This window comes from Nocardia pseudovaccinii, assembly GCF_050942345.1.
Classification (GTDB): domain Bacteria; phylum Actinomycetota; class Actinomycetes; order Mycobacteriales; family Mycobacteriaceae; genus Nocardia; species Nocardia pseudovaccinii.
Genome location: NZ_CP192074.1, coordinates 6,177,714 through 6,201,770, shown reverse-complemented (window position 1 = coordinate 6,201,770; position 24,057 = coordinate 6,177,714). Strand labels below are relative to the sequence as shown.

The following is a 24,057-nucleotide window of genomic DNA, read 5'->3' as shown; positions in this document are numbered from 1 at the left end:
CCGGTTGGAAATCGCAACACGAGACCTGGCGGGAGTCGGGCTCGGATGCTTCGATCAGGGTATGACCGACGACGAGGTGCCACGCATTGTTTCCGCGAGCCGGGAGATCGCGGCCGGTGCGGACGAAATCTTCGAATTGATCGCCGATCCCGCCCAACAGCCGCGGTGGGACGGCAACGACAACCTGGCCGAAGCCCCGGCGGGCCAACGTGTCAAGGAAGTCGGCGAGGTCTTCGCCATGACCACCACCAAGGGCCATATCCGCGAGAACCACATCGTGGAATTCGAAGAGGGGCGCCGGATCGCCTGGCTGCCTGCGGAACCGGCGAGCGAACCGCCGGGCCACCTGTGGCGCTGGGAGCTCGAGCCGGTGGACGCGGCGCACACTCGGGTCACACATACCTACGACTGGTCGCGATTGACAGACGAGAACCGGCTCCCGCGCGCCCGTGCCACCACCTCCGACAAACTCCGAGCGTCCATCGACCGACTCGCGGCCATCGCCGAAGAGTAGGCGTTTGCTGAACTTCGCTCGGCTGTGTGCCGAAATCCCAGGGCAGACTCGCACGCTCGCATCGCTCGTCGAGAGCGCCGATCCGACGCTGCCAGCGCCGGACTGCCCAGGATGAATCTCGCACAGCTGCTGCGCCACGTCGGCGGCTACCAAGAGGCGTGACACAGTTCGCCAACCGGTAGCCTTCCGGTGTGCGGACCGGGAATAGTTTCGGTGGCCGGACACTCGCCGATCAGGATCGCCTGCACCGCAGGCAATTGCGGCGGCATCCTACCGAGCGCGCGCGGAATCGTCGCGACGGGAATATGCTCGAAGTAGCTAGCTGGTAGTTGTAATCGGGGTCGTCGTGTCGCATATCGATCCGCTTTCCACGCAACGCGACCTCACCTCAGGGTTCGCGGCAGAGCTGGCCGCCGCCGGGTTCACCGATGCCGCCGAGATCGGACGTGGCGGATTCGGTGTTGTCTATCGGTGTGCCCAGCCCGCCCTCGAGCGCATGGTGGCGATCAAGGTGCTCACCGCCGATCTGGAATCGGAGAATCTCGAACGTTTTGTCCGTGAACAGCTCGCCATGGGCAAGCTGTCGGGTCATCCGAATATCGTCAGCGTTTTCGAGGTGGGCTCCACCGCGACCGGACGGCCCTACATCGTGATGCCGTACCACCCGCACGGCTCACTGGACACCCGCATTCAGGAGCACGGTCCGATCGGCTGGCAGGACGCCCTGCATATCGGGGTGAAAATCGCGGGCGCGCTGGAGACCGCGCACCGACGCGGCCTGCTGCACCGCGATGTGAAACCCGGCAATATCCTGCTCACCGAATACGGTGAACCGCAGCTGGCCGATTTCGGCATCGCCCGGCTGGTCGGCGGCTTCGAGACGACCGCGGGCACGATCACCGGTTCACCCGCCTTCACCGCACCCGAGGTGCTGCAGGGCCATGTTCCGGACGTGACCTCCGATATCTACAGCCTGGCCTCGACTCTGTTCTGCGCCAGCACCGGTCACGCGGTCTTCGAGCGACGCAACGGCGAGCAGTTGGTCGCCCAGTTCCTGCGCATCACCAAACAGCCGATACCCGATCTCGGTGAGGCGGGCCTGCCCCCGGACGTGACCGCCGCGATCGAAGGCGCGATGTCCCGCGAGCGCGCGGAACGACCTTCCAGCGCAGCCGAATTCGGTGCACAACTGCGCGAGATCCAGGAGCGGCACGGCCTGCCGCCCGACGATATGCCGGTCCCGCTGCCCGCCGCCGAACCCGCGGGACACCGGCCGTCGCCGACACCGACCTCCGGCCGCCGCCGCACCTCGGCGACGTCATCGACCATCACCCCACCCGTACCCGCCACCCGCTTGCGGCCGCCGGTGGCCAACCGTCCGCTGGTCGATCGCCAGCGCCTGATCGCACTGCTGCGCCACGGACGCAATCGCAGGCTCGCGGTTATCCACGGCCCCACCGGATTCGGCAAAACCACCCTCGCTGCCCAATGGTGCGAGGCACTGACCGCTGATGGCGTTGCGGTGGCCTGGCTGACCGTCGATCACGACGACAACAATGTCGTCTGGTTCCTCTCGCATCTGATCGAAGCCATTCGCGCCGCTAGGCCCTCGCTGGCCCGCGAACTCGGCGAACTGCTCGAGGAGCACGGCGACGAATCCGAACGCTATGTGCTGACCTCGCTGATCAACGATATCGACCGGCGCGGTGAGGAACTCGTGGTCGTCATCGACGACTGGCACTGCGCCACCGATCCAGCCACCACCCGCGCACTGCGGTACCTGCTCGAAGGCTGCAGTCCCGCACTGCATCTGGTGGTCACCAGCCGCAGTCAGACCGGGCTGCCGATGAGTTCGATGCGGGCCCGCGACGAACTGGTCGAAATCGGTCCCACCGCATTGCGTTTCGACATCGCGGAGGCGTATACGTTCCTGGTCGAGCTGGGCGGACTGGATCTGGATCGCGCCGATATCGAGGATCTCACCGAATCCACCGAAGGCTGGGTCGCGGCACTGCAACTGGCGGCACTGTCATTGCGCGGCAGCGACGACCCCGGCGAGCTGATCAGCCATCTGACCGGTCGCCACCACGCCATCAGCGAGTTCCTGGTCGAGAACGTCCTGGATACCCTCGAACCCGGAACGCTCGACTTCATGGTGGCGACCTCGATCACGCCGCGGATCTGCGGTGAACTCGCCTCCGCGCTCACCGGCGTACCGGACGGGCAGGCGATGCTGGAGCAGATCGAACTGCAGGATCTGTTCCTGCGCAAGCTCGATGACGGCAATTGGTTCCGCTATCACCACCTGTTCCAGGATTTCCTGCAGCAGCGGCTGGAACGCGATCGGCCCGAACGGATCACCGAATTGCACCGGGTGGCTTCCCGGTGGCTGGCCGAGCATCGGCATGTGAGCGAGGCGGTCGATCACGCACTGTTGGCGGGGGATGGGCAGCGGGCCATCGAGATCGTCGAGCGGGACGGGATGTCGTTGCTGGAATACGGGCAGTTCGCCAGTCTCATCGGTCTGGTCAACAAGTTGCCCGCGACCATCATCGAAACGCATCCACGGCTGCAACTGGATCTGGCCTGGGCGAATATCCTGCTGCACCGGGCCGGACCGGCCGAACGCGCACTGCGCCTTGCGGAATCGACGCTGGATCACGGTGGACTCGACGAAGGCGGCACCGCGCGACTGCGGGCCGAAGCCGGTGTGGTGCGTGCGGTGGTCGCGGTGCGCGCGGATGCGCTGGCCGGAGTCGACGACATGCTCGCGCCCTGCTTCTTCCGGGCCGAGGAACTGTCACCGTATGTGGTGGCGATCGGTGCGAATGTCGCCACCTTCACCGCGGGTTATCGCTACGACTTCGACGAGGCGCTGCGCATCCAGGAGTGGTCCGCACCGTACATGCGCCAGAACAAGGGCTTCTACAACAACATTCACGGCCTGTGCTTTCTCGGGCTGGCGGCGAGCCTGCAACTCGATATCGCCAGTGCCGAGCAGTATTTCCGCAAGGCGATGAAGGTGGCCAAGCAGTCCGGTGGCAGCCATTCCTACGGCGCGCGGCTGGCCGGATCCCTGCTCGGCGAATTGCTTTACGAGCGTGGGGAAGTCGCGGATGCGGAGCGACTGCTCGACGAGGGCTACAAGCTGGGGCCCGAGGCGGGTGTCGTCGATTTCAAATTGGCGCGCTATGTCGTCGGGGCCCGTGTCAAAGCCTTGCGCGGCGATCGAGCGGCCGCTATTCGCCGATTGAACGAGGGTGCGCGCGTCGCGCGTTCGATGTCATTGCCGCGGCTGAGCGCCGAGGTCGAGAACGAGCGGCTGCGATTGGGATTGCCGCCGCATCCGGAATTCGGTCCGCTGCCCGTTGTCGACTACGGAAACCGCCGCGAGCCGATCGACGCGATCGATGAATTCACCGTTCTGTACGAGGAATTCACCGCGATCCGGCTGCTGCTCGCCGCGGAAGTACCGGAGAAGACCGAACTCGCCTGCGTATGGGCCCAGGAATGGGTGGATCTGCTCGAATCCGTCGAGCGCCCTAGGGAATTGCTCAAAGCACGCCGAATGTTGATCGCCTGCCTCGCCGCCGCGGGCCGCACCGATGCGGCAAAGACTCTGCTGGCCACGGTAACCGCCCAGTGCGCCGAACTCGGTTCGGTTCGCTATCTGCTGGACGGGGGACCACACGTCGTCGCCACCCTCGCGGCCGTGCACGAAGATCAGCTCGCCGGACGCTGGCGTCCCGAATGGCCCGACGTGCCAACGGAATTCCTGCTCACATTGGTCAATGCTCATGCGACACAAAGAATCTGATGCCATCACCTGGCGAGTAGTTCGGTGATCTGCTCGACGGGCATGGGCCGGTGGAAAAGCCAGCCCTGCGCGCTGTCGCAGCCGAGCGATTCCAGTCGATCGGCCTGATATTGCGTTTCGACGCATTCGGCGGTGAGGGTGAAGCCGAGGGCATGGGTGAGTTCGATAATGGATTCGAGCACCAGCAGATCGGTGGCACCGGGGGATTCCGGGGTGCGGATGCAGCGGATGAACGGTCCCGCGAGTTTGACGACATCGAGCGGCAACTGGCCCAGGTAGGCGAGATTGGAGTATCCGGTGCCGAAATCGTCGATGGCGATGTGGACCCCCGCCGCGGACAACGTGCGCAAGGCCTGGAGCGGGCGACCGGTGGTGTGCATGAAGGCCCGCTCGGTCAGTTCGAGTTGTAGCCGGTCCGGTGGGATGCCGGTCTCGGCGATGACGTCCTGAACCCGATCCAGCCAGGTCGGGTCGGCGACCTCGGCGGCGGAAACATTGACGCTCACGATCGGCGTCCGGCCCGGAAATTGGTCGTGCCAGTCCCGGCTGTCGCGACACGCCCGTTCGAGCACCTGCGCGCCCAATGCGCCGATATGGCCGTTGTCCTCCGCGAGATCCACGAATTGCGCCGGGGCGAGTACGCCGAGGTGCGGATGCCGCCAGCGCACGAGCGCCTCCACCGCGACGATCCGCTGGTCGGTGAGAGCGACGATGGGCTGGTAGTCCAGGAACAGTTCGTCGCGGAGCAGGGCGGCGGGCATGGCCGCCGAGAGTTCGGCGCGGGTGTGTTCGCGGCGACCGCGATCGGCGTCGAAGACCGCGTAGCGGCCGCGACCCGCGGCCTTGGCCCAGTACATGGTGGTGTCGGCGGCCTGCAGGAGTTCATCGGCGGTGGTGTGTTCGGTGCGTCCCTCCATGACGCCGATGCTCGCGGTGACGGTGAGGTGGTGGCCGTCGATGTCGAAGGGTGTGGTGAACGCGTCGAGCATTTGCTTCGCGGCCGCGGCCGCGGTTTCCCGGGATTGCGGGACCAGGACGACGAATTCGTCGCCGCCCATGCGCGCCACCAATTGGCCGGGTCGGGCGCAGGCGCGCAGTCGGGTGGCGGCCTGGATGAGCAGTTGGTCGCCGAATGCGTGCCCGAAGGTGTCGTTGACGAGTTTGAAATGGTCGAGGTCGATATAGCAGAGGCCGAAGTCGGCGCTCGGATCGGCGAAGGCGGCGGCGAGCGTGTCGATGAATTTCGTCCGATTCGGCAGGCCGGTCAGATGATCGTGGTGGGCGCGGTATCGCAGCCGCGCCTCACTCGCGCGCAACTGTTCGGCGACGGCGCGGCGGGCGGCGATTTCCGCGGCGCGGACACTCTCCTGCTCGGCCAGCAGCCACGCCCGGAATGCGCGGATATACCCGTTTGTGAAGGCGGCCAGCAATTCGGGCAGCCGATCCGCCGCGATGGTGCCCGCTTCGGTGAAATGCGCGCTGAGCGCCGCGATGCTGCGTCCGAGCACCTCGTCGCCGACGAAATGCGACCGCGCCAGCTCCGCACCCAACTCGGCCACCCGATCGGCGGATTCGGTTGTCTGCGTTGCTGTTTCGAACTCCATAGCCAGCCGCGTCAGCAGCATGCGCGCCTCATTCGCACTCATCGGTACCACATGATCACGCGCCCCACCTGTCAGCGCGGCAGTCCAGCGTCCGGTCAGGTCGCCGCGCGAGCCGTCTCCTGAACCGGGCCCGGCTTCCCAACCCATGAGACCTGATCTTACAGCGCTCTCCCGACCGATGACGTTGGGAGACACCGCCGTTCCCGGAGTTCTGACCCAGGGGTGCGGCGGCAGATCCGGTACCTTCGGCGGCGCGCGTGGTGGGGACGTCCGGTATACGATGGCGGCGGTTTCGCCGGTGTGGGGGCGATCGAAATATGCGCGGTACGAGAGGTTTTCATGACCAGACCGAGTTGGGCTCCCGAGGGTATCGATCTGGACCGGCCGAGTGCGTCCAGGGTGTACGACTATTTCGTCGGCGGCATGCACAATTTCGAGATCGATCGGCAGTTGGCGCGACAGATCGAGGCGTTCACGCCGAATATCGCCGAGACCATGCGGGCGAATCGGGATCTGTTGCGGCGGTGCGTGCGTTTCCTCGTGGATGCGGGGGTGAATCAGTTCCTCGATATCGGGTCCGGGATTCCGACGGTCGGCAATGTGCACGAGGTCGCTCAGGGGCGTGATCCGTCGGCGCGGGTGGTCTATGTCGATATCGATCCGGTCGCGGTCGCACACAGTCGCGCCATCCTCGACGACGATCCGCGCACGGCGGTCGTCCAAGCCGATATCAGCCAACCGGATGTGATTCTGGCGGACCCTCAGGTCGCGAAGCTGATCGATATGGACCAGCCGGTCGCGGTGCTGCTGCTCGGGGTGCTGCATTTCGTCGCCGACGCTGCCGATCCGATCGGATGCGTTGCCGCCCTGCGAGATTCGGTTGGTCGCGGCAGTTTCCTCGCGATCACCCATGCCACCTCCGATGGGCAGCCGACCGAAGTGCTGGAGGCGCAGAAGCTATCCGGCCGCACCTCGACCGAGATCATGCTGCGGTCCAAGGACGAGATCGCCACATACTTCGACGGGTGGTCGCTGGTCGAACCCGGACTGGTGCATCTGCCGCTGTGGCGGCCCGACAATCCGGACGATATCGGTACCGTGCCCGAGGAATCCGGTGCTTACGGCGGTGTGGCCCGCAAGATCTGACCTCTACTGCCGCGCACTACCCGGGCACGCTTGACGGCGCGCACCTTGTCAGTGCAGGCACCGATGCAGCGCCTGCACGACGAAAGGCCATGCGGTGGAATCGGGATCGATGAGTTCGAAATGTCCGATGCCCGGCAGTTCGACGAGTTCGGCGCCGGATTTCGCGCAGTACTCGCGCGCCATTTCGATCGGCAGGCGTTGGTCCCGATCGCCGTGTACGACAACGATGGGGATGTCGGCGGTGCCGAGCACCGATGGGTCGGTGGTGGCGTAGCGCTCGGGAAAGTCTGGTGGCCCGCCGCCGAGCAATTCGGCGACCGCGCCCTGGCCATTGCCGCGGTGATAGGCATCGGCCAGATTCGCCGCCGGCGCCAAGGCCACGACACCGGCCACTCGCGGTGCAACCGCAGTGCGCCAAGCACTTTCGCTCGGCAGCCGATGCCGTAGTGCCGCCCACAACGCCAGATGTCCGCCTGCGGAATGTCCGATGTAGAGGATGCGGTTCCGGTCGATGCGGTCCGGCCGTGCATCTTCGATCAATCCGGGCAGAACATCGAGTGCTCGCGCGACATCGTCGAAGGTTGTTGGCCAACCGCCGCCGTCACCGACCCGGCGATACTCGAGGTTCGCAACCGCATAGCCCAGGGCGGCCAAGGCCTGCGCCTCCGGCCGGGCATGCTCGCGATCGAATTGCGCTCGCCAGAATCCGCCGTGCAGCACCACGACGAGCGGTGCCGGACCGTCCGCTGCGGGCAGGTACAGGTCGGCCACCTGGTCGCGGTGCGGGCCGTAGGCGACGGATTCCATCGCTACAGGCTGAAGAAGATCGAACGCAGGACCAAGGCGACGATGAACACGACGGTGAACGCCAGGTCGATGGAGAGGCCGCCCAGTCGAACCGGCTGCAGGTATCGACGCACCGGGGCGATCACCGGTTCGGTCGCGCTGTGGCTCAGGTCGCGGGCGCGATTCACCCACTGGGGATGCCTGCCATCGGCAAGCACGCCCACCCAATCGAGTACCAGCCGCGCGAGTAGCAGCAGGATGAATACCGTCAGGGCTAACCCGAGCAAGGTGCCGATAAGGGTCATGTCGCACTCCTTCGTGGTGTCTACCAGTATCAACGGTCGGCACCGGCTGGGAAGTGTCCCATTCGCCGGGTTCTCAGCCGACTATCAGGTCGGTTAGCCTGTCCCGATGCGCCGATATCTGCCGCTGGCCGTCCTGTCGACCCTGACCTGGCTGCTCGCCACCGGGCCGGTCGCGACCGCCCAGGAGGCATCGCACCTGATCACCGTGCAGCAGTCGGGTGTGCTGCGCGTCTGCACCACCGGCGACTACCCGCCCTACACCCTGCGCGAAGACGACGGCACCTACCGCGGCGTCGACATCACCCTCGCCACCGACCTCGCCGCGACCTTGCATGTTGTCCCGCAATGGATTCCGACCACCTGGTCCACCCTGACCGACGACTTCCTCGCACGCTGCGATATCGCCGTCGGCGGCATCTCCGACACCCCCGCCCGCCGTGTCGTCGCCGATTTCTCCATCCCCACCTCCATCGACGGCAAGACCCCCGTCGTTCGCCGCACCGACGCCGCCGACTACGCCACCGTCGACCAGATCAACCGCCCCGAGGTCCGCGTAATCGTCAACCGCGGCGGCACCAACGAAGCCTTCGCCCGCACCAACTTCCCCGAAGCCCAACTCACCATCTGGCCCGATAACCTCACCATCTACGACCAGCTCGAACAACACAACGCCGATGTCTTCGTCACCGACTCGGTCGAGGGCCGCTACCGCCAACGCACCCACCCCACCCTCCAGGTCCTCCACCCCGACACCCCCTTCGACTCCGCCCCCAAGGCCTACCTCCTGCCCAAGGGCGACACCCTCTTCAACACCGTCGTCAACACCTGGCTCGAATCCGAAATCCGCACCGGCAGAAGTAGTCAGCTGCTTGCCGACTGGATCGGCTGACATGCCATGACCAGCACGTCGAAACTCCCGTTTCCCCCGTTACGTCCGACGTCGATATCAGAGCCCGGCGTCATCCGGAGCAACGACTGGACGGCGTTCCGTCAGCTGACCGAACTCCATGACCACTGGACGTTGAAAGGGTGGGCACCTGGCCGATCCGGCTTCTACTGGTACCTGACGTTCAGTGATCCGACACTGGCCGAGCTGGCCTCGAAGTGCCAGGTTCAACTCGGAACCGACACCCTCGACCACGTGCCCCTGGACAGCTTGCACGTCACCGTGCTGAGCATCGGCAACACCGATCAGGTATCCGATACCGAGCTCACGCGATTGACCGAACTCGCTCGTCAGCGGCTTGCCGGGGTCGACTCATTCGACCTGACCGTCGGGCCTCTCGCCGGATCTCGCAGTGCCATCAGGTTTTCGGCTGCACCATGGGATCCTTTGCTCGAGCTCCACCAGTCGCTCAGGGAATGCACCGCCGCGGTTCGTCCGAGCAGTCAATTGACTGAAACATCAGAATTCCGACCACATCTCGGAATCGCTTACATCAACGAACAACAGGCGGCCAACGGTCTCGTCGACGCAGTCGAACAGTTGCGGGACCTCGCACCGGTGACGGTCCGGGTCGAGGATGTGCACCTTGTCGAACTGCGACGCGAAGGCAGACAGTACGTCTGGCGCGACCACGCGATCATCCCGTTCGCGCGCTAGCCACCCGCTGGCGCCGCGAAAGATCGCGCCGACGACGACCAATCGTGCAGGGCTCGCAAGTAGTCCCGCGACGCCGAAGTCGATATCGCCCCGATTACGTCGCCCAATTCGTGCGCACGCTGCCACACCGACCGGATCGGCCGGTCAGTCGATGCAGCCAGCGCTTCCAGCCCTAACCGCACAGCCTGCTCGACCTCTACAGACTGTCGCTGAATGAGCGCCGTCGCAAGATCCAGACGGACCAGTGACCGACTCCAGACCGAGTCGGATTCGTCGACGCGATCTTCGACATATTGACCGAACTGCAACGCCTGCTCGTAGTCGCCAGCCGACAGATAGGCAGTCGCCGCGTTGGCCATGAGTCGAGCCTCGCCGTATGGGGCAAACGTCAGGGCTGGTGTCAGCCCCAGCCCGGTTTTGTGCCGGGTCGCTATCTCGGTCGCGCGGTCGATCGCCTCCGCGACTCCAGCCGCGTCACCCAGCTTGCCGAGCGCACGGGCAAGACCATTCGAGAACAGACGAATTGATTGAGGACTCTGGCCCGACAGGCGGATCCCTTCGCGCGCAAGCGCAACCGAGTCCATGAAGCGTCCTTCGTAATAGGCGCAGAAGCTCTCGGTGCCCAGCACCCAAGCTTGCAGATCGCGGTCCTCCGTACGTGTCGCGATGGCAGATGCCTCCCGGCAATACATCTTGGCGCGGCCGAACATCCCTCGGTTGACCGCCATATATCCGAGGACACCGGACAACTGTCCCGCAAGCCGGTAGAGGTGCGCGATCTGCGCCGGATGGCGCCGCTGCTGCAGCAACTCCTCAACTCGGCGGCGCGCCGCGACCGCCTCCGGCGCGAGAACACGCGGGCCTTCGAGCTCGTAACGGTCGACCAGATCATCGACGGTGAGCGCCAAAACCGCAGCTATGTCGTCATCGGCGTGGAGGTCCCCGAGTCGCTGTATTCGTGCGGCAATCTCGAGGCCGGTCTCGAAGCCGTCGGCGTCGACTGATCGAAGTGGGGTTGGGAGAGCCACCGGCTTTCCGGGGATATCCGTCATGCTCGCCTCGAACCGCTGACGCTGGTGTTCATCGAGGCGCCCCAAGAGCGTATCCATCGCTGCCGCATACTCTCCGGCCAGAGTTGCGGTGGCACCCCGGCTTTCCCATTTGCGTATGACCGCTTCGGTGCACCCGATTTTCTCGGCGAACTCCTTTTGCGTCATACGCAGGGCCGCCAGGCGCATGACTTTAACCTCGACCCCTGTCCATCTGGTCACGATCATCGCGATTCGCTCACCCGTAATCGTCCGGTCCGTAGTCGCAGCGTAGAGGTTCCGTAGCGGTCGTGTGGCTTCAATCTCCCGGGAACTGGAGAGATGGTTTGTATGCATCCCGACACCGGGTGTCTCGGCCACACCACGACGGGCGAAACCATGACCAATTCGAAAATGCCGCAACGTGATCCGTTCGTCGGACCGCCAGCAGGCTACACCGGAGCCCCGGCCGATGTGATCGGACGGTTCGCATGTGCGGTCCGCGAATGGGCGGACCAGCCCTGCAGTCGTCCCGGTGCCGGGGTGTCGCGTCCCCCGGCATCGGGCGCACCAACTACGAGAGAGAATGATGCGTCGAGATAGGTTGCGTACCACGCGAACCCAGGACAACCGCAAGACTGCGGTGTGGCAATTGGCGGATCGTGCTCCGCGCATCCTGCGCGCACAATTCAGCTCCGAATCGTTCACCGCATATCGCCTGCCCTTACACACGCTAGTTCCGGAAGCACAACCCGGAACGATCGTGTTCGAGCCGTATCCGGATCTGGTTACTGCTCGCGAGTTACTTCCTCAGCACGAAGACCTGTGGGACGCCCTTCGCGATGACTACTGGTCTGCGCTTCTTTGTACAGCCGACATTCCAAATCCTTTGGAGGCGTAGCGATGTTGTCCGATCTCGTTCTGTCCTGTCCGCAAGAAATCGCGCCATCTGTACGGGCGCTTCTCGCCGCCTTCAACGCAGACACCCAAGACAAACTCGACCTTGCTCCGACCGATAGCGCACCGATCTACGAGGGCGCAGACGGTTCCCTGAGCCGAGTTGTCGACGGCTGGGTATCGGACTCGGACGTCGAACTCGACAAAGCCGACGCAATCACGATTCAGCCGACCAGCGTTCGCGATAAAGGGATTAATGATAGAGGTGAAAATCCATGTAACACAACGCGGGTCGTCACAGCCGCCGAATGCGGATAGAAGGGGAGACATGGGATTGCCGATTGGACAACGTTACGCCGACTACATCGGCCCGGTCAGCATGCGCGACCGGCTGACCGGCGTAGTGCATGCCGTGGCGCTGGCACTGCCGCATCGGCGGAGGCTGCATCCGCAGGACACCGGTGGCGGGTACCAGGGCGTGCGCCGCGAGTTCGGTCGCTGGGTGGTGCGGCCGATGACCGGCCCCGGCTCGCGCCGCTGGGTCAGCAAGCCGCATTACGCCACTCGAGCCATTCCGGGCAACGATCTCAAAGCGGCCGAGGACTGGATGCTGGCAACTCTGGGAATCTGAAGCAATCAGCTGCTACCGACTGGATCGGCTGACACCTTCCGGCTATTCAGCGGAACGGTTGTCCTGCCACCGCTGCACCGCTGTTTGCACGGCTGCTTCGTCTTCGAGGGCGTGGGCTCCGGATGCGCCTGCGGCGCCGAGGATCAAGTCACCGTCGGTGATCAGAACACCGCCTGCCCACGGGACGAAGTCGCCGCCGTAGAGGTGTTGGATGCTGTCTACGATCCCGCCGGGCAGTTCGATCTGGCCGGAGGGCCGCAGTGCAAGCAGCGCGGTGCGCGCCTTGGCCACCGCGATTCGGCTGGTCATGGGCATACCGCCGTCGCCGCGCCGCAGCGCGAACACCTCACCCGCGAGGTCGACAACTGCTACCGCCAGCGGCGGGAACCCTCGTTCCGCACCGACCGCAAGCGCGGTTTGCACCAACCAATCCGCATCGGCCGACCTCAGTCCCGGAAAGCGCGGGGTATCAGACACGACACAAAACTAACGACGATAGCCTCGGCCGTCAACGGCGGGCGCCTCGGCCGTGCCGATTCTGATTGCGGGCGTAGGCGATTCGTGCGGCGCCCGAGTCAGGAAGTTTCCGAGGATGGATTCTCACCGGTTGCGGTGCAGGTCAGGATCGTGCGCAAGACCAGCTCGGGGTCGTCGATCATCGGAACGTGCCCGACGCCGGGCAGAACCTCGAACGTGACACCGGGCAGGCGCTGCTGGGCGATCGTGCCATTGACCGCCACCGGAAAGATGCGGTCGGCCTGCGACCAAGCCACGGTGATCGGACAAGGTAGTTGCTCGAAATCCGCGATCGCATCTCGGGTGTTCAGTAGATCATCGGTGACCGTACAGCCGAGCAGATCGGCGACGATGCCCGCGGCCGCCGACGCTTCGAGGCGATCGCCGTGTTCGGCGATGACCCGCAAGGCCGAGCGTCGCACCAGCGATGACCGCAGCGTCAGCGGTGCGAGCGGCCGGGTCAGGCGCGCGAAGGCGACGTTGCGCGCGATGGTCGCGGAGGAATCGGCGTGCCCGGTGCCGCCCGCATCCCAGAATCCGGCCGGTGATAGCGCACAGACCGTGCGTGCACGACCCCGGCGCGCCAACTCGACGGCAGTCCACCCGCCGAGTGAGTTGCCGACCAGATGCGCTGTTGCCCAACCTTTTTCGTCGAGCAGCCGTTCTACCTCGTCGACAAAATCGGCAATCCGCGCGGGCCGCCGCGACACCGCCGCTCCGCCCCGATGCCCCAGCGCCGTCGGCGCGAGCACCTGGTACTGGGCAGACAGCTGCGGAATCAACGGATCCCACACCCGCGCCGACATCGCCACACCATGCAACAGCACAAGCGGCTCACCGCTCATCGGACGCGTCCCGCATTGACGTTCATGGCCTGTCTCCTCGTCGATGTCGCTTCGGTACAGGTCTACCTCAACGGGCCTGCGTGCGCCGAACTGCTCTGCAGAATTCCCTTTGCGAGCGAAATCCGCCAAGCTGTTCCAGCAGTTGTGGACCGCGCAGGACACCCTGGGACCTGGGCGGGGCCTTTCTCAACACGGAGCCTGTCGAAACTGTGTAATGTGCTGCGCGCCGACACAATTGCTGACATCAGTCGTGAAACCTGCGCCAGATTCCCTACCTTGCATGACGCGGCAACTAGGTTCTGCCCGAATTGAGGACAGCTCTACAGAACCTCGATCCGAGCAGGCTCGGGCAGCGCTCGTGGGCGCACATCCGTATACCAGGCGTACTCGATTCCGCTGAGCCTGCCGTTCTCGACCCACAGGATGACCTCACCGACAGGTGCCCCGTTCCGGTCCGTGACCGCTCCGCTGGCAAAGATCCCGTCCGTCGATCCGGACGCCTGCGCCGCACCGGGCAGCACCGCTAGGTCAACGCTCGGCGAACCGACACCCCAGGTCGCGACGACCTGCGCGAACGGGATCTGCGACAGGAACTCGCCCGCACCGGCGGCACCGGACGACAGCAGCTTGGTCACGACGCCGGACTCGAGCTCATTGAGCGCCCGCGGCTGAATCGGTGTGATACTCATCGGCTCTCCTCGGTTCTCGCGCTACATCACGGAATGTACGCGGTGCCGATTTTGAAGACGCCATCGATCATGGCCCCGCGAATATGGACAGTCTGGCCGTTGATCGTGCGCACCAGAGGATTCGACCCGTTGTACACACCGTCCGGCACACCCTGAACGCTCTCGATGATCTTCTTCATAGTCGCCTCCTCGCCGCCCAGCGACTGCACCAGCGCGTCCAGTTTGTGTTTCGGCACGAAGACGTGCCCCATCGCCTCTTTGTCGAGCGCGTAATCCAGCGAACTCTTCAACTTGTCGCGCGCGATCCTGGCGATATCGGCGGTGCGCTGCGCCATGAGGTCGGCGATGCGCTGGAGCGCCGCCCGTCTCGCGGCGAGATCCTCGCCGGTTTCGGTGACCTTGTCGACGAATTTCGCTAGACGTTTGGCGGCAAGCACCCGGTCGACATACTTCTTCATCTTCAGCGCGAGCTTGCCCGCTTTGGCGGCGGCGATCGCCGCCGCACCGAACCCGGCCGTCAATGCACCCGCTACCACACTGAGGACGACCGTCTCGGCGACCTCCTGCGCGAGATCCTTGGCGAGATCGACCAGCAGCTGGCCCAATTGCGTCCGGAACTCCAGAATCGCGGAGCGATGGTCGCGGCAGGATTTGGCGAGGTCCTTGTAGAGGGTGAGCACACCCTCGCTGGAGGCCTTCAGCTCCCGAATATCCTCATCGACATGGGAGGCATCGGGAGCGGTTTCGCTCTCGAATGTCTTCGCCAGCTGGTCCAGCAGCGTCGGCAGGTTGCCCACCCCCGATTCGGAGGAGGCGAGTTTGTCCCAGGCATCGGCGGCGGTCTGCAAGTGGTGGGGTTCCCCGTCGGGCATCGACACGCCGAAATCCTCGAGCGCCGACACCGCGAACCCGACATCGTCGAACAGGCCACTACCGGGCCCGCCCGCCGAAGGCGGCGGCGTCACGCATACCGACCATGCCGGCAACAAATCCGCTGGTTTCGTCGGTTCCGGTCGGCCGGTTCCCGCAACATAATCCGCGAGAGCGTGGTTGTAGCCGAGCTGGTTCAGTATCCCGGCGTAGTTGCCCATCGCGGTGACGAGTAGCTCGGTCATACTCCTCGCCGTGGTGACAGTCGCATCGTAGGACGTGGCCCAGGCTTTGGATTCGCCCACATTGCCGCCCATATTGGCGGTTTCGCTCAGCGCGCCGATCTGTGTGGAGAAGATCCGCTGGCACGCGGTGGCATACGAATACAGCGTCTTGCCAGCCGAGGAATACACCGCGGGATCGACTACCAACGTCGTCATCGGGTCCTACGACCTGCCCAGCATCGCAAGATTCGCGGCGATGGCGGCCGTGTACCGATCGTGCGCATCCCGTACGGCTTGGCGCATCGTGTCGATACCCTCGGAAACATCGGTCGCCCCGGTGTGCCACTCGCGAAAAGCCTCGGCCTGCGCATCCGCGGCGGCACCGTTCCAGTTCTGCTGCACCGTCGAGATGCGCTGGTGCAACCCGTCGAGACTGTCGTTGAGGAAACCGATGAATCCCGAGACCCGGGCTACCATTTGCTCGAGCTCGTCGAGATCGACACGGAAAGGCTGTGCGTTCTCGACCATCACAACTCCGGAAGGTCCAGCGACCCGGTGAACGCGAGAGTGGTATCTGCCCGTGCCCTGTCCTGATCGTCCAGGGTCCGGCTCACGACACCGAGCAGTTCGGCCATATCGGCCAACGCGTCGAGGATGGTGTCGGCGCCCTGCTTGGTTTCTGTCCACCCCGCGCTGAACGAATCCGCGGAGGTGCCGCGCCAATTGGACAGCAGTGCTGTGATGTCCGCATCGATCGAGTTCAGGCCGTTGACGAGCGATTCGGCGACCTGCTGTACGTACCGCCCGGCGTCGGCGACTTCGTCGGGGACCAGCACGAAATCGTTAGGGGTCGAGCCGGATTGGCCTGTCATGCAACCTCCTCGAACGTTAGTGCACAGGTTAGACGCGAGGGGGTGTTGGTCGGTTCCGTAGTTGGGATGTGGCTTCAGTCACCAACATCCAGTTACCCCACCAACATTCCTGGATGAGGTACTACGGGTGAGGGCGTGCGCCCGTTCAACGAGCTCGAGTGACGATCCGCAGGCGCTGCGACCATCCGATCATTCGCGGTTGGAGTGGGTGACGTGGACGGGGACGTCGTCGGCCCAGGGTTGCCGGGTCACCATGTCGGCGACATTTACTGTGCCGCGTTCGAATTCGCCGGTGGCGGCGTCGACCAGGCAGTAGCGTATTCCGGAGGGCAACGAAATCTTATACGGGCAACAGTTTCCGGCGATCACGGATGCGACGAACGATACGAGCACACCGAAAATCGTCCAATGTCCGTAGCGCGAAGACGTCTGACTTCAGCTGCGATGAGGAAGTGGGTCGAGTTCATGCCCGGCGTGTCCGGTGCCGAAAATAATTCTGACGCAGATGATTTCACTACTTAACAACCCAACTGTTAATATGTAAGGCATGGGGGAGACGTTGGTGAAGCGGGCGTATAAGTACCGTTTCTATCCGACCGGGCAGCAGGAGCGGGAGCTTGTGCGTACGTTCGGATGTGTCCGCTTCGTCTACAACAAGGCACTGGAGGCCAGGACAACCGCGTGGTCCACCGAGCAGCGGCGCATCAACTACAACGAAACCTCCGCGATGCTCACCGCGTGGAAGAAAACCGATGACCTGAAGTTCTTGGGTGAGGTGTCGTGCGTGCCGTTGCAGCAGGCGTTGCGGCATTTGCAGGGCGCGTTCGCCAGCTTCTTCGACATGCGGGCGCGCTACCCACGCTTCAAGTCGAGGAGGAAGTCTCGCTCGTCGGCGGAGTACACGCGGTCGGCGTTCACATTCCGTGACGGGGAACTCACCCTCGCGAAGATGGCCGATCCGCTGAATATCGTGTGGTCTCGGCCGTTGCCTGAAGGTGCGCAACCGTCCACGGTCACCGTGTCGTGTGACAGCGCGGGCCGCTGGTTCGTGTCGCTGCTCACCGAGACCGTGGTAACTCACCACTCGCCGACCGAGAGCGTTGTTGGTGTGGATGCCGGGATCACTTCGCTGTTGGCGTTGTCGACCGGTGAGAAGGTCACCAATCCCAGGCATCAGCGGCGGGAGCAGGCGCGGCTGGTGAAAGCTCAACGCGCCCTTGCTCGCAAGACCAAGGGGTCGGTCAACCGGGATAAGGCTCGCCGGAAGGTGGCGCGTCTCCACGCTCGTATCACCGACCGCCGCACAGACCATCTGCACAAACTGAGTACTCGGCTCGTTCGTGAGAACCAAACGATCGTGATCGAGGACCTACACGTGGCCGGGATGCTTCGCAATCACCGTCTGGCGCGTGCGATCTCCGATGCCTCGTGGTCGCAGTTGCGTTCCATGTTGGAATACAAGGCCGCCTGGTACGGGCGTGAGGTGATCGCCGTGGACCGATGGTTCCCGTCGAGCAAGACCTGCTCGGCGTGTGGGTCGGTGAACGATGATATGGCGTTGGATGTGCGGGAATGGGTGTGCCGTTGCGGTGTGACCCATGATCGTGACGTCAACGCTGCGAGGAATATTTTGGCCGCCGGGCTGGCGGTGTCTGCCTGTGGAGGCGGTGTAAGACCACCCCGACAGTCGTCGGTGCGGCAGTCGCCGGTGAAGCAGGAAACACGACCTGTGAAGGTGGGAATCCCCCACCTCTAGTCGCGGGGAGAAAGCCAAGAAGACGTTCCATTCCATCGACATTCGCGAATCCATCGATCCCCTTGGTGGCCAACGCGATCAGCCAGCCACCGAGAATATAAAGACAGACCTTGCCGACATAGAACAAATGCAGTGCGACCGGCGTCCCGAATCCCACCTCGGCCCAGTGCCGCGCCATCGGCCGGATCCGCTCACTGCGAGTGCCCTTGCTCCACTCCGCCATATCGACCACAGGCAGGTCGGGTTCGAGAAACCCCATCAAGCACTCTCCGATTCGCCGACACCGGAGCACCAAGCCGAGTCACGGACCCCGATGTGCTCCGATACGTTGACAGCTCGACCATTAGCTGTCAATCACCAGTCCCGACGAACGAGACCGCCGACACCGGCCGAGACACCGATGTAGCGGCCCGGCTCCGGCATATCGGCAGTCCTCGGCGAAGCAAAAGGTCAGCCAGCTATGACTGCTGGCCCCGACGCCTGATGTACGCGTCCTTCAGCCCCGCACCCATGCGGTCGGCCATCCGCCGCGCCTGCTGTCCCGGCTCTGACGCGATGGCCTGCGAGCGGCATCCACAGTCCGACGTCCGGCATCGTTGCCCAACTCGCGCAGTTGTTTGACCTGCTCCGATTCGCGCAACTGTCGAATGCGATCATTCTCGGCGAGCCTTGCCACTTCCTGTTCGGCCGTCCGCGTTACCGCTTGTGCCTTGTGGAATCCAGTCTGCGCACCCTGGATTCCGCGCTCGATGAGCGCACCATCCTTGGCGGCTTCCCATGACCGTCGATACAGCCCAGCTCGCACCGCAGTTGTCCCGGTGATCCGGTCGAGGGGGAAACCCATGCGAATAGCCGGATGGGGCGACCGCGCTTTTGAGCCCCGTACGGCTCTGGCGTGTCGGCGACCTCGATGGGCCAGGGCGGTGCGGTGGGGCACCAGCTGAGCTGGGCAACCCCGCTGCCAGCGGAACTGGTGGCATGCGCCACCGATGCGCTTCTCGGTCGATCCGCGAACTTCTCTGTGTGGTCCGGTGTCGATCGGCGGGCGTGGCCTGCCGCATCGGATCCTGAATTGGGGGTAGTTCGGATGATGAATCGGGTGGGTATTGCGGCATTGGCGGCGGTGTCCGGGTCGATGTTGGCTTTCGGGGTGGCGGGGGCGCAGCAGCCGGATCTGTCGAACGGGTTTCGGTCGCCGTCCGGAAATATGACCTGCGTGGTTGCCGACAAGGGCGCGGTCTGCGAGATCGGCGACCATTCGTATGCGGCGCCGGCCAAGCCGAGCAACTGCTATCAGGCGTATGGCGACCGCATCGTGCTGTTCCAGGGGGATCCGGCGCGGTTCACCTGCCACGGTGACACGATCCGGGACAGCAGTCTGCCGATCCTCGACTACGGTCGGTCGTTTCGGTCCGGCGAAGTGTTCTGCGAGAGTGAGACTTCCGGTATGAAGTGTGCGAATACCCGTACCGGCCACTGGTTCTCGCTCGCGCGGGAAGGCTATCAGCTGGGCTGATCGGGGTGTTGACGGGACCGGATCGCGCATCCGGTCCCGTTCCATATCTGGCGATGGTTCAGAGCCTTGTATCGCTAAGCCTCGTCCGGCAGCGCTGCGTCACTATCGGTGGCAGGGCCGGTGAATCGTGTCGCACTTGCAGGGCCGGAATTGATTGGGCGCAGATTCGCGATAGCGCGTGTGAGCACATCACCAACATGCTGAATATCGGATTCGGCGATGCCGGTGAACATCTCGTCGGCGGCATATCCGAAAGTCGGGACAAGCTGGGGAGTCAGCCGCCGCCCTGCCTCGGTGAACTCGACGACGATCGCCCGGCGGTCGGTGTCGCTGCGGCGACGGTGAACAAGCTGCTTGATTTCAAGTCGGTCGAGCAGCCTGGTCATGCCCGCGGTATCGGTTCCCAGCGCGGTCGCCAGGCGGTTGGGGCTCGTCTCGCCGGCGGCCAGGTTGACCAGCAGTGCTGCTTGCTGCGTTGTGACGTCGTATTGGGCCAGATGGCGATCCAGCAAAGTCGTCAGCTCGCGAGCGGAGTCGTGTAGCAGGGAAGCGGTCCGCAGAACGGTAAGAAGTTCCATGCCACCAATCTAATTGCTTAGACAGTAATTGTCGCGACAGTCATCTGCTGTCAGTGGTACATGTGCCTGGGGCCGGACAACTCTGATGGCTGACTCTGGCGCGCCGCGCCCTCACACCCGCGGCCGAGCGGTGAAACTGTCGATGGTCAGAACGCGAGACAGGGAGGCGCCATGCACTGGGATCAGATGTCCGCAACGCCCGATGACCTCCGCGAGCGGGTGATGCGGGGGCGTCGAAGTGCCGGGCAACTCGGGGTGCTCGGGTCGATCATCGATGTGGCGGAGGGGCCGTGGCTCGGTGCGATGGATACCGATGGCCGGGGTGCTGCGGAGTTGCGGATGCATCTCGCCGGGCGCTTCCGCCTCACCGCGGTGGTGACGAGTGCCGGAAAGTTCGACCTCGTGCAGTTGACGGGACCGAGCGCGGATCGGGTGCTGTCCTCGAAGCCGTCGGTGCGGCGCGGGTGGGATGCGGATCAGCGCATGCCCAAACAGCCGGAGTGGCTGGATTACGTGGTGGGCTGGGTGATGTATGCCAGCGCGGAGATCGACCGCCGCGCGGTCGTCGAGTGGCGGCTGGCCGGCGCCGACCGGAAATTGGCGGCGATGAACGACACGGTGGACAACCTGCGCGCCGGTCTCCGGGAACGCGAACAGCTGCGAGACGAGCTGGCCGCCGAGGTCGCGGAGTTGCGCAATGAACTCGAATCCCTCACCGGGAGTTCATGATCGTTCCCACCGGTGGCAGATGGTCGCTCGTCCAGACATACTCGACGCTTGACATGACAACGTCGGTGAAAGGTGTCCGGGCATGATCATCGGCACGCTGACCGCACTGGTATTGCTGGCTGCCGGCCTGCTCTTCCTGGCGGCCCTCGGCCTCGGGGTGTGGAAATGGACAGCGATGGTCGGCGCACCCGATGGACGGGCGCACCCGTACGTCGATATCGCCCACCGCTCGGCCCTGCTCTATTCGTTCGCGACCGCGATGATCGCGATCTTCGTCGAACTGTCCGGCTGGCCCACCGCGGTCAACGCGACTGCCGCAACCGTGCTGGTCCTGATGTTCGTCATCACTATCGCCAACTACATCAACCACGGCATCCGCCGCGACACCGACAACCAGATGCACAACCCGCCGCCCGCCATGCGCTGGGTGCTGGTCGCGCTGATCGTCGGTGAAATCGGTGGATTCTGCGTCCTGCTGACAGGATTCGCCGCCGCGCAATTCTTCTAGTCACGCGACCTGATCCAACTCCGAGTGGAGTTCTTCGAGCTGATCGAAGAAACGCTGATGGCTGTCGGTCATTTCGCCGGTCGTCCGCCGGGCACCCCATGGTGTCAAGGGGTGCCCGGCGCGTCGAATACGTTGTGCCGCAATCAATTGCGGCACGCAACCTACTGTGCGGTCTGCCGCTTCGGCAGCTTCCAGCCCGGTCGCGGGAAGTGGCAGGTGTAGCCGTCCGGGTAGCGCAGCAGGTAGTCCTGGTGCTCGGGCTCGGCGTCCCAGAACGCACTCGCCGCGGTCACCTCGGTGACCACCTTGCCCGGCCACAGGCCCGAGTCATCGACATCGACGATGGTTTCCTGCGCGACGCGCTTCTGCTCGTCGTCGAAATAGAAGATCGCCGAACGGTAGCTGGAGCCGATGTCGTTGCCCTGGCGGTCCTTCGTCGTCGGATCGTGGATCTGAAAGAAGAACTCCAGCAGCGCCCGGTAGTCGGTCTGCGCCGGGTCGTAGATGATCTCGACGGCCTCGGCATGGCCCGGGTGATTGCGGTAGGTGGGGTGATCGTTTTGCCCGCCGGAGTAGCCGACTCGCGTCGAAATCACCCCCGGCTGCTTACGAATCAAGTCCTGCATGCCCCAGAAGCATCCACCGGCCAGAATCGCCTTTCGCGTGTCGCTCACGCGTCCTCCTTCGTAAAGAGTGTCCTATACCGACCGTAGCCTTCCGCCTCGAGCTCATCGAGGTGGATGAACCGCAGGGCCGCCGAGTTGATGCAATACCGCAGGCCGCCGGCCGCGCGCGGTCCGTCGGTGAACACATGCCCGAGATGGCTGTCACCGTGCGTGGATCGCACCTCGGTGCGGATCATCAGATGACTGAAATCCCGCTTCTCGACGACGTTCTCGCTATCGATCGGTTTGGTGAAACTCGGCCATCCCGAACCGCTGTCGAATTTGTCGACCGAGGCGAACAACGGTTCACCGGAGACCACATCCACGTAGATACCCGGCTCGTGATTGTCCCAGTACTCGCCCGTGAACGCCCGCTCGGTCCCGTTCTGCTGGGTGACGTGGTACTGCTCGGGCGACAGCGCGTCCACCGCGGCGGGGTTCCGGTTGTATTCCTGTGCCACCTGACCTCCTCATATCGGCCTCACGTACAACCCGCGGTCCGATCCGGAAAGTCCCCGCCGGGCAGCGCGTCACCGTGTGGAAACGCGTTGATTACCTGCCCGGAGCAGCCGCGGCGGTGAACACCGAACGCCGGTACTTCGTCACGAAGACAAAATACATCGCGTACAACGTGCCGACCTGCGCAGAAACTGCTCATGGTCTACATATAACATGTAGTATCGAACATATGAGCGAAGGGGCGGCTGCCGTGCGGTACACCTACCGGCTGCGGCTGTCCGCTACCGCGCGGCGTGCGTTGCTGGCCGAGTGGGATCGGTGCCGGTGGGTGTGGAACCAATGCGTCGCCGAATCTCGGCAAGCCAACGCCGATGGCGAGAAGATCGGCCCGGCTGCCCTCGACAAGAAACTGACCGGATGGCGCAGCGAGCATGATTGGCTCTCGGTCGGGGCGTCGGTGCCGCAACAGCAGATCATCCGTGACTTCGGCCGTTCCCGCGCGAAGGCGTTGAAGGACATCAAAGACCGTGTGCCGCAAGGGCGTCGTGCTGGGATGCCACGCTTCAAGAAGAAAGAACTCGCCAACCCGACTCTGAACTACACACTGCGTGGATTCCGGTTGAAGGATGGCCGCCTGCATCTGGCGGGTGGGGTGGTGGCAGGGGTGGTGTGGTCGCGAGAGTTGCCAACGGCGCCGTCGAGTGTCCGGGTCTTCTGCGACAGCATCGGTCACTGGTATGCCTCGTTCGTGGTCGCAGTCATCGAACAGACGCTCCCAGCGACGGGCCGGGGGATCGGGATCGACTGGGGTGTTAAGGAGATCGCGACGACCACCAGCGACGCCCACGACCTGCCACACCCCGATCATGGGAAGAAGGCGGCGGCGAAACTGGCCCGCTATCAGCGGATGATGGCCCGCCGCAAACCGCAACGCGGACAGCCGCGTTCCACCAGCTATCGGTCTGTGAAACAACGGGCCGCGAAGCTGCACAAGAAGGTCGCCAGGCAGCGGCAGGATACCGCCCGCAAATGGGCCAAAGCGGTCGTGACCGATTTCGACCAACTAGCGGTCGAGGACTTCAAACCGAGGTTCCTGGCCAATTCCACGATGGCACGCAAGGCAGCCGACGCCGCTATCGGCGCGACGAAGACGGCGCTGATCGAGATGGGCCGCAAGCACGGCCGGGAGGTACGGCTTGTACATCCCGCGTACTCGACGATGGATTGCAGGATGTGTGGTGTCAGAGCCAAACACCGCCTTCTGCTGTCCGAACGCACCTACCGGTGCGAGGACTGTGGACACGCGTCCCCCAGGGACAAGAACTCCGCACATGTGATGTTGAACAGGGCTGGTTTCGCCCCTGCTGGTGTTGATTGCGCAAGACCCGAGCGCTCGCCGAGCGATCAGGCAGCATGAGCCAGGAATCCCACCCTTCACTTCAGGGGGAGGAGGTATCAAGACCCGGGTCGGTGCGGCAGCGGCCCGCGCACGTCGTACA

At 64.2% G+C, this 24,057-nt stretch carries 27 protein-coding genes and 2 pseudogenes; 12 read left to right on the top strand and 17 right to left on the bottom strand.

What is annotated here, in order from left to right; genetic code table 11:
- Nucleotides 1-61 precede the first annotated feature (61 nt).
- On the top strand, nucleotides 62-514 hold the full coding sequence (locus tag ACQPZ2_RS28020) for an SRPBCC family protein (protein ID WP_433521192.1): 453 nt from the start codon (nucleotides 62-64) through the stop codon (nucleotides 512-514).
- Nucleotides 515-860: 346 nt separating this feature from the next.
- Nucleotides 861-4,331: a protein kinase domain-containing protein gene (locus ACQPZ2_RS28015; RefSeq protein WP_433521191.1), complete on the top strand. Its 3,471-nt coding sequence runs from the start codon at nucleotides 861-863 to the stop codon at nucleotides 4,329-4,331.
- Nucleotides 4,332-4,336: 5 nt separating this feature from the next.
- Here the strand turns inward: ACQPZ2_RS28015 and ACQPZ2_RS28010 are convergent, their stop codons facing one another.
- Nucleotides 4,337-5,977 (bottom strand): putative bifunctional diguanylate cyclase/phosphodiesterase, encoded by a 1,641-nt coding sequence (locus tag ACQPZ2_RS28010; RefSeq protein ID WP_433521190.1) that lies wholly within the window; start codon nucleotides 5,975-5,977, stop codon nucleotides 4,337-4,339.
- A gap of 297 nt (nucleotides 5,978-6,274) precedes the next feature.
- Between ACQPZ2_RS28010 and ACQPZ2_RS28005 the strand changes: the two genes are divergently transcribed.
- Nucleotides 6,275-7,081, top strand: a complete 807-nt coding sequence (locus tag ACQPZ2_RS28005; protein WP_433521189.1) for an SAM-dependent methyltransferase — start codon at nucleotides 6,275-6,277, stop codon at nucleotides 7,079-7,081.
- A 48-nt stretch (nucleotides 7,082-7,129) separates the two neighbouring features.
- Here ACQPZ2_RS28005 and ACQPZ2_RS28000 read toward each other — a convergent pair whose 3' ends face one another.
- Together ACQPZ2_RS28000 and ACQPZ2_RS27995 are read right to left on the bottom strand one after the other, a co-directional pair.
- Complete coding sequence (locus ACQPZ2_RS28000) at nucleotides 7,130-7,888, bottom strand: alpha/beta hydrolase family protein (RefSeq protein ID WP_433521188.1); 759 nt, start codon at nucleotides 7,886-7,888, stop codon at nucleotides 7,130-7,132.
- Nucleotides 7,889-7,890: 2 nt separating this feature from the next.
- The gene (locus ACQPZ2_RS27995; protein WP_433521187.1) at nucleotides 7,891-8,172 is read right to left on the bottom strand and encodes a YggT family protein; all 282 of its coding nucleotides are present in this window, start codon (nucleotides 8,170-8,172) and stop codon (nucleotides 7,891-7,893) included.
- A 106-nt stretch (nucleotides 8,173-8,278) separates the two neighbouring features.
- On the opposite strand from ACQPZ2_RS27995, the gene ACQPZ2_RS27990 reads away from it, so the two are divergent.
- Together ACQPZ2_RS27990 and ACQPZ2_RS27985 are read left to right on the top strand one after the other, a co-directional pair.
- The gene (locus ACQPZ2_RS27990) at nucleotides 8,279-9,061 is read left to right on the top strand and encodes a transporter substrate-binding domain-containing protein (protein WP_433521186.1); all 783 of its coding nucleotides are present in this window, start codon (nucleotides 8,279-8,281) and stop codon (nucleotides 9,059-9,061) included.
- 6 nt (nucleotides 9,062-9,067) lie between these two features.
- Nucleotides 9,068-9,775: a 2'-5' RNA ligase family protein gene (locus tag ACQPZ2_RS27985; RefSeq protein ID WP_433521185.1), complete on the top strand. Its 708-nt coding sequence runs from the start codon at nucleotides 9,068-9,070 to the stop codon at nucleotides 9,773-9,775.
- Here the strand turns inward: ACQPZ2_RS27985 and ACQPZ2_RS27980 are convergent.
- Nucleotides 9,772-11,013, bottom strand: a complete 1,242-nt coding sequence (locus tag ACQPZ2_RS27980) for a hypothetical protein (RefSeq protein WP_433521184.1) — start codon at nucleotides 11,011-11,013, stop codon at nucleotides 9,772-9,774. The two genes, ACQPZ2_RS27985 and ACQPZ2_RS27980, sit on opposite strands and share 4 nt — an antisense overlap.
- Before the next feature lie 693 nt (nucleotides 11,014-11,706).
- Here ACQPZ2_RS27980 and ACQPZ2_RS27975 point away from each other — a divergent pair.
- Nucleotides 11,707-12,018, top strand: a complete 312-nt coding sequence (locus ACQPZ2_RS27975) for a hypothetical protein (protein WP_433521183.1) — start codon at nucleotides 11,707-11,709, stop codon at nucleotides 12,016-12,018.
- Nucleotides 12,019-12,028: 10 nt separating this feature from the next.
- Nucleotides 12,029-12,331, top strand: coding sequence for a hypothetical protein (locus tag ACQPZ2_RS27970; RefSeq protein ID WP_433521182.1), 303 nt, complete (start codon nucleotides 12,029-12,031; stop codon nucleotides 12,329-12,331).
- 42 nt (nucleotides 12,332-12,373) lie between these two features.
- Here the strand turns inward: ACQPZ2_RS27970 and ACQPZ2_RS27965 are convergent, their stop codons facing one another.
- The 7 genes and pseudogenes from ACQPZ2_RS27965 to ACQPZ2_RS27935 all read right to left on the bottom strand — a co-directional run.
- Nucleotides 12,374-12,808, bottom strand: a complete 435-nt coding sequence (locus ACQPZ2_RS27965) for a GlcG/HbpS family heme-binding protein (protein ID WP_433521181.1) — start codon at nucleotides 12,806-12,808, stop codon at nucleotides 12,374-12,376.
- 98 nt (nucleotides 12,809-12,906) lie between these two features.
- Complete coding sequence (locus ACQPZ2_RS27960) at nucleotides 12,907-13,692, bottom strand: alpha/beta fold hydrolase (RefSeq protein WP_433521180.1); 786 nt, start codon at nucleotides 13,690-13,692, stop codon at nucleotides 12,907-12,909.
- 320 nt (nucleotides 13,693-14,012) lie between these two features.
- The gene (locus ACQPZ2_RS27955) at nucleotides 14,013-14,381 is read right to left on the bottom strand and encodes a hypothetical protein (RefSeq protein WP_433521179.1); all 369 of its coding nucleotides are present in this window, start codon (nucleotides 14,379-14,381) and stop codon (nucleotides 14,013-14,015) included.
- Nucleotides 14,382-14,407: 26 nt separating this feature from the next.
- A complete protein-coding gene (locus tag ACQPZ2_RS27950) occupies nucleotides 14,408-15,691 on the bottom strand; it encodes a hypothetical protein (RefSeq protein WP_433521178.1) in 1,284 nt (427 codons plus the stop codon).
- 6 nt (nucleotides 15,692-15,697) lie between these two features.
- The gene (locus ACQPZ2_RS27945; RefSeq protein WP_433521177.1) at nucleotides 15,698-16,003 is read right to left on the bottom strand and encodes a WXG100 family type VII secretion target; all 306 of its coding nucleotides are present in this window, start codon (nucleotides 16,001-16,003) and stop codon (nucleotides 15,698-15,700) included.
- A complete protein-coding gene (locus tag ACQPZ2_RS27940) occupies nucleotides 16,003-16,347 on the bottom strand; it encodes a WXG100 family type VII secretion target (RefSeq protein ID WP_433521176.1) in 345 nt (114 codons plus the stop codon). The genes ACQPZ2_RS27945 and ACQPZ2_RS27940 overlap by 1 nt, the downstream gene beginning before the upstream one ends.
- 189 nt (nucleotides 16,348-16,536) lie before the next feature.
- A pseudogene (locus ACQPZ2_RS27935) lies at nucleotides 16,537-16,662 on the bottom strand (DUF3556 domain-containing protein); the annotation flags it as partial.
- Between the two features lie 232 nt (nucleotides 16,663-16,894).
- Here ACQPZ2_RS27935 and ACQPZ2_RS27930 point away from each other — a divergent pair.
- The gene (locus ACQPZ2_RS27930) at nucleotides 16,895-18,103 is read left to right on the top strand and encodes an RNA-guided endonuclease InsQ/TnpB family protein (protein ID WP_433521175.1); all 1,209 of its coding nucleotides are present in this window, start codon (nucleotides 16,895-16,897) and stop codon (nucleotides 18,101-18,103) included.
- Nucleotides 18,104-18,140: 37 nt separating this feature from the next.
- On the opposite strand, the pseudogene ACQPZ2_RS27925 reads toward ACQPZ2_RS27930, so the two are convergent.
- A pseudogene (locus ACQPZ2_RS27925) lies at nucleotides 18,141-18,362 on the bottom strand (DUF3556 domain-containing protein); the annotation flags it as partial.
- 237 nt (nucleotides 18,363-18,599) lie between these two features.
- Nucleotides 18,600-18,947, bottom strand: coding sequence for a hypothetical protein (locus ACQPZ2_RS27920; RefSeq protein WP_433521174.1), 348 nt, complete (start codon nucleotides 18,945-18,947; stop codon nucleotides 18,600-18,602).
- 51 nt (nucleotides 18,948-18,998) lie between these two features.
- Here ACQPZ2_RS27920 and ACQPZ2_RS27915 point away from each other — a divergent pair, with 51 nt between their 5' ends.
- Entirely contained in the window at nucleotides 18,999-19,619 is a 621-nt protein-coding gene (locus ACQPZ2_RS27915; protein WP_433521173.1) for a DUF6636 domain-containing protein, read from the top strand.
- Between the two features lie 74 nt (nucleotides 19,620-19,693).
- On the opposite strand, the gene ACQPZ2_RS27910 is transcribed toward ACQPZ2_RS27915, so the two are convergent.
- A complete protein-coding gene (locus ACQPZ2_RS27910) occupies nucleotides 19,694-20,197 on the bottom strand; it encodes a MarR family winged helix-turn-helix transcriptional regulator (RefSeq protein WP_433521172.1) in 504 nt (167 codons plus the stop codon).
- Between the two features lie 171 nt (nucleotides 20,198-20,368).
- On the opposite strand from ACQPZ2_RS27910, the gene ACQPZ2_RS27905 reads away from it, so the two are divergent.
- Together ACQPZ2_RS27905 and ACQPZ2_RS27900 are read left to right on the top strand one after the other, a co-directional pair.
- Nucleotides 20,369-20,926 carry a hypothetical protein gene (locus ACQPZ2_RS27905; RefSeq protein WP_433521171.1) on the top strand — a complete coding sequence of 186 codons (558 nt, stop codon included), beginning with the start codon at nucleotides 20,369-20,371 and terminating at the stop codon, nucleotides 20,924-20,926.
- 82 nt (nucleotides 20,927-21,008) lie between these two features.
- Nucleotides 21,009-21,434, top strand: coding sequence for a hypothetical protein (locus tag ACQPZ2_RS27900; RefSeq protein WP_433521170.1), 426 nt, complete (start codon nucleotides 21,009-21,011; stop codon nucleotides 21,432-21,434).
- Here ACQPZ2_RS27900 and ACQPZ2_RS27895 read toward each other — a convergent pair whose 3' ends face one another.
- From ACQPZ2_RS27895 to msrB, 3 genes are read right to left on the bottom strand one after another with little or no spacing between them, the layout of a single operon-like run.
- Nucleotides 21,435-21,590, bottom strand: coding sequence for a hypothetical protein (locus ACQPZ2_RS27895; protein WP_433521169.1), 156 nt, complete (start codon nucleotides 21,588-21,590; stop codon nucleotides 21,435-21,437).
- A gap of 5 nt (nucleotides 21,591-21,595) precedes the next feature.
- The gene (gene msrA, locus ACQPZ2_RS27890; protein ID WP_433521168.1) at nucleotides 21,596-22,108 is read right to left on the bottom strand and encodes a peptide-methionine (S)-S-oxide reductase MsrA; all 513 of its coding nucleotides are present in this window, start codon (nucleotides 22,106-22,108) and stop codon (nucleotides 21,596-21,598) included.
- On the bottom strand, nucleotides 22,105-22,560 hold the full coding sequence (gene msrB, locus ACQPZ2_RS27885) for a peptide-methionine (R)-S-oxide reductase MsrB (RefSeq protein ID WP_433521167.1): 456 nt from the start codon (nucleotides 22,558-22,560) through the stop codon (nucleotides 22,105-22,107). The genes msrA and msrB overlap by 4 nt, the downstream gene beginning before the upstream one ends.
- A 227-nt stretch (nucleotides 22,561-22,787) precedes the next feature.
- On the opposite strand from msrB, the gene ACQPZ2_RS27880 reads away from it, so the two are divergent.
- Nucleotides 22,788-23,975, top strand: coding sequence for an RNA-guided endonuclease InsQ/TnpB family protein (locus ACQPZ2_RS27880; protein ID WP_433521166.1), 1,188 nt, complete (start codon nucleotides 22,788-22,790; stop codon nucleotides 23,973-23,975).
- Nucleotides 23,976-24,057 lie beyond the last annotated feature (82 nt).

Coding starts and splice junctions, on each gene's coding strand:
- ACQPZ2_RS27950 (WP_433521178.1), bottom strand. CDS start 15,691: ATGACGACGTTGGTAGTCGATCCCGCGGTGTATTCCTCGGCTGGCAAG.
- ACQPZ2_RS27920 (WP_433521174.1), bottom strand. CDS start 18,947: ATGGGTTTCCCCCTCGACCGGATCACCGGGACAACTGCGGTGCGAGCT.
- ACQPZ2_RS27930 (WP_433521175.1), top strand. CDS start 16,895: ATGGGGGAGACGTTGGTGAAGCGGGCGTATAAGTACCGTTTCTATCCG.
- ACQPZ2_RS28020 (WP_433521192.1), top strand. CDS start 62: ATGACCGACGACGAGGTGCCACGCATTGTTTCCGCGAGCCGGGAGATC.
- ACQPZ2_RS27995 (WP_433521187.1), bottom strand. CDS start 8,172: ATGACCCTTATCGGCACCTTGCTCGGGTTAGCCCTGACGGTATTCATC.
- ACQPZ2_RS28010 (WP_433521190.1), bottom strand. CDS start 5,977: ATGAGTGCGAATGAGGCGCGCATGCTGCTGACGCGGCTGGCTATGGAG.
- ACQPZ2_RS27905 (WP_433521171.1), top strand. CDS start 20,369: ATGCACTGGGATCAGATGTCCGCAACGCCCGATGACCTCCGCGAGCGG.
- ACQPZ2_RS27945 (WP_433521177.1), bottom strand. CDS start 16,003: ATGGTCGAGAACGCACAGCCTTTCCGTGTCGATCTCGACGAGCTCGAG.
- ACQPZ2_RS27955 (WP_433521179.1), bottom strand. CDS start 14,381: ATGAGTATCACACCGATTCAGCCGCGGGCGCTCAATGAGCTCGAGTCC.
- ACQPZ2_RS27985 (WP_433521185.1), top strand. CDS start 9,068: ATGACCAGCACGTCGAAACTCCCGTTTCCCCCGTTACGTCCGACGTCG.
- ACQPZ2_RS27900 (WP_433521170.1), top strand. CDS start 21,009: ATGATCATCGGCACGCTGACCGCACTGGTATTGCTGGCTGCCGGCCTG.
- ACQPZ2_RS28000 (WP_433521188.1), bottom strand. CDS start 7,888: ATGGAATCCGTCGCCTACGGCCCGCACCGCGACCAGGTGGCCGACCTG.
- ACQPZ2_RS27960 (WP_433521180.1), bottom strand. CDS start 13,692: ATGAGCGGTGAGCCGCTTGTGCTGTTGCATGGTGTGGCGATGTCGGCG.
- ACQPZ2_RS27880 (WP_433521166.1), top strand. CDS start 22,788: ATGAGCGAAGGGGCGGCTGCCGTGCGGTACACCTACCGGCTGCGGCTG.
- ACQPZ2_RS27980 (WP_433521184.1), bottom strand. CDS start 11,013: ATGCGCCTGGCGGCCCTGCGTATGACGCAAAAGGAGTTCGCCGAGAAA.
- ACQPZ2_RS28005 (WP_433521189.1), top strand. CDS start 6,275: ATGACCAGACCGAGTTGGGCTCCCGAGGGTATCGATCTGGACCGGCCG.
- ACQPZ2_RS27990 (WP_433521186.1), top strand. CDS start 8,279: ATGCGCCGATATCTGCCGCTGGCCGTCCTGTCGACCCTGACCTGGCTG.
- ACQPZ2_RS27910 (WP_433521172.1), bottom strand. CDS start 20,197: ATGGAACTTCTTACCGTTCTGCGGACCGCTTCCCTGCTACACGACTCC.
- ACQPZ2_RS27975 (WP_433521183.1), top strand. CDS start 11,707: ATGTTGTCCGATCTCGTTCTGTCCTGTCCGCAAGAAATCGCGCCATCT.
- ACQPZ2_RS27940 (WP_433521176.1), bottom strand. CDS start 16,347: ATGACAGGCCAATCCGGCTCGACCCCTAACGATTTCGTGCTGGTCCCC.
- ACQPZ2_RS27970 (WP_433521182.1), top strand. CDS start 12,029: ATGGGATTGCCGATTGGACAACGTTACGCCGACTACATCGGCCCGGTC.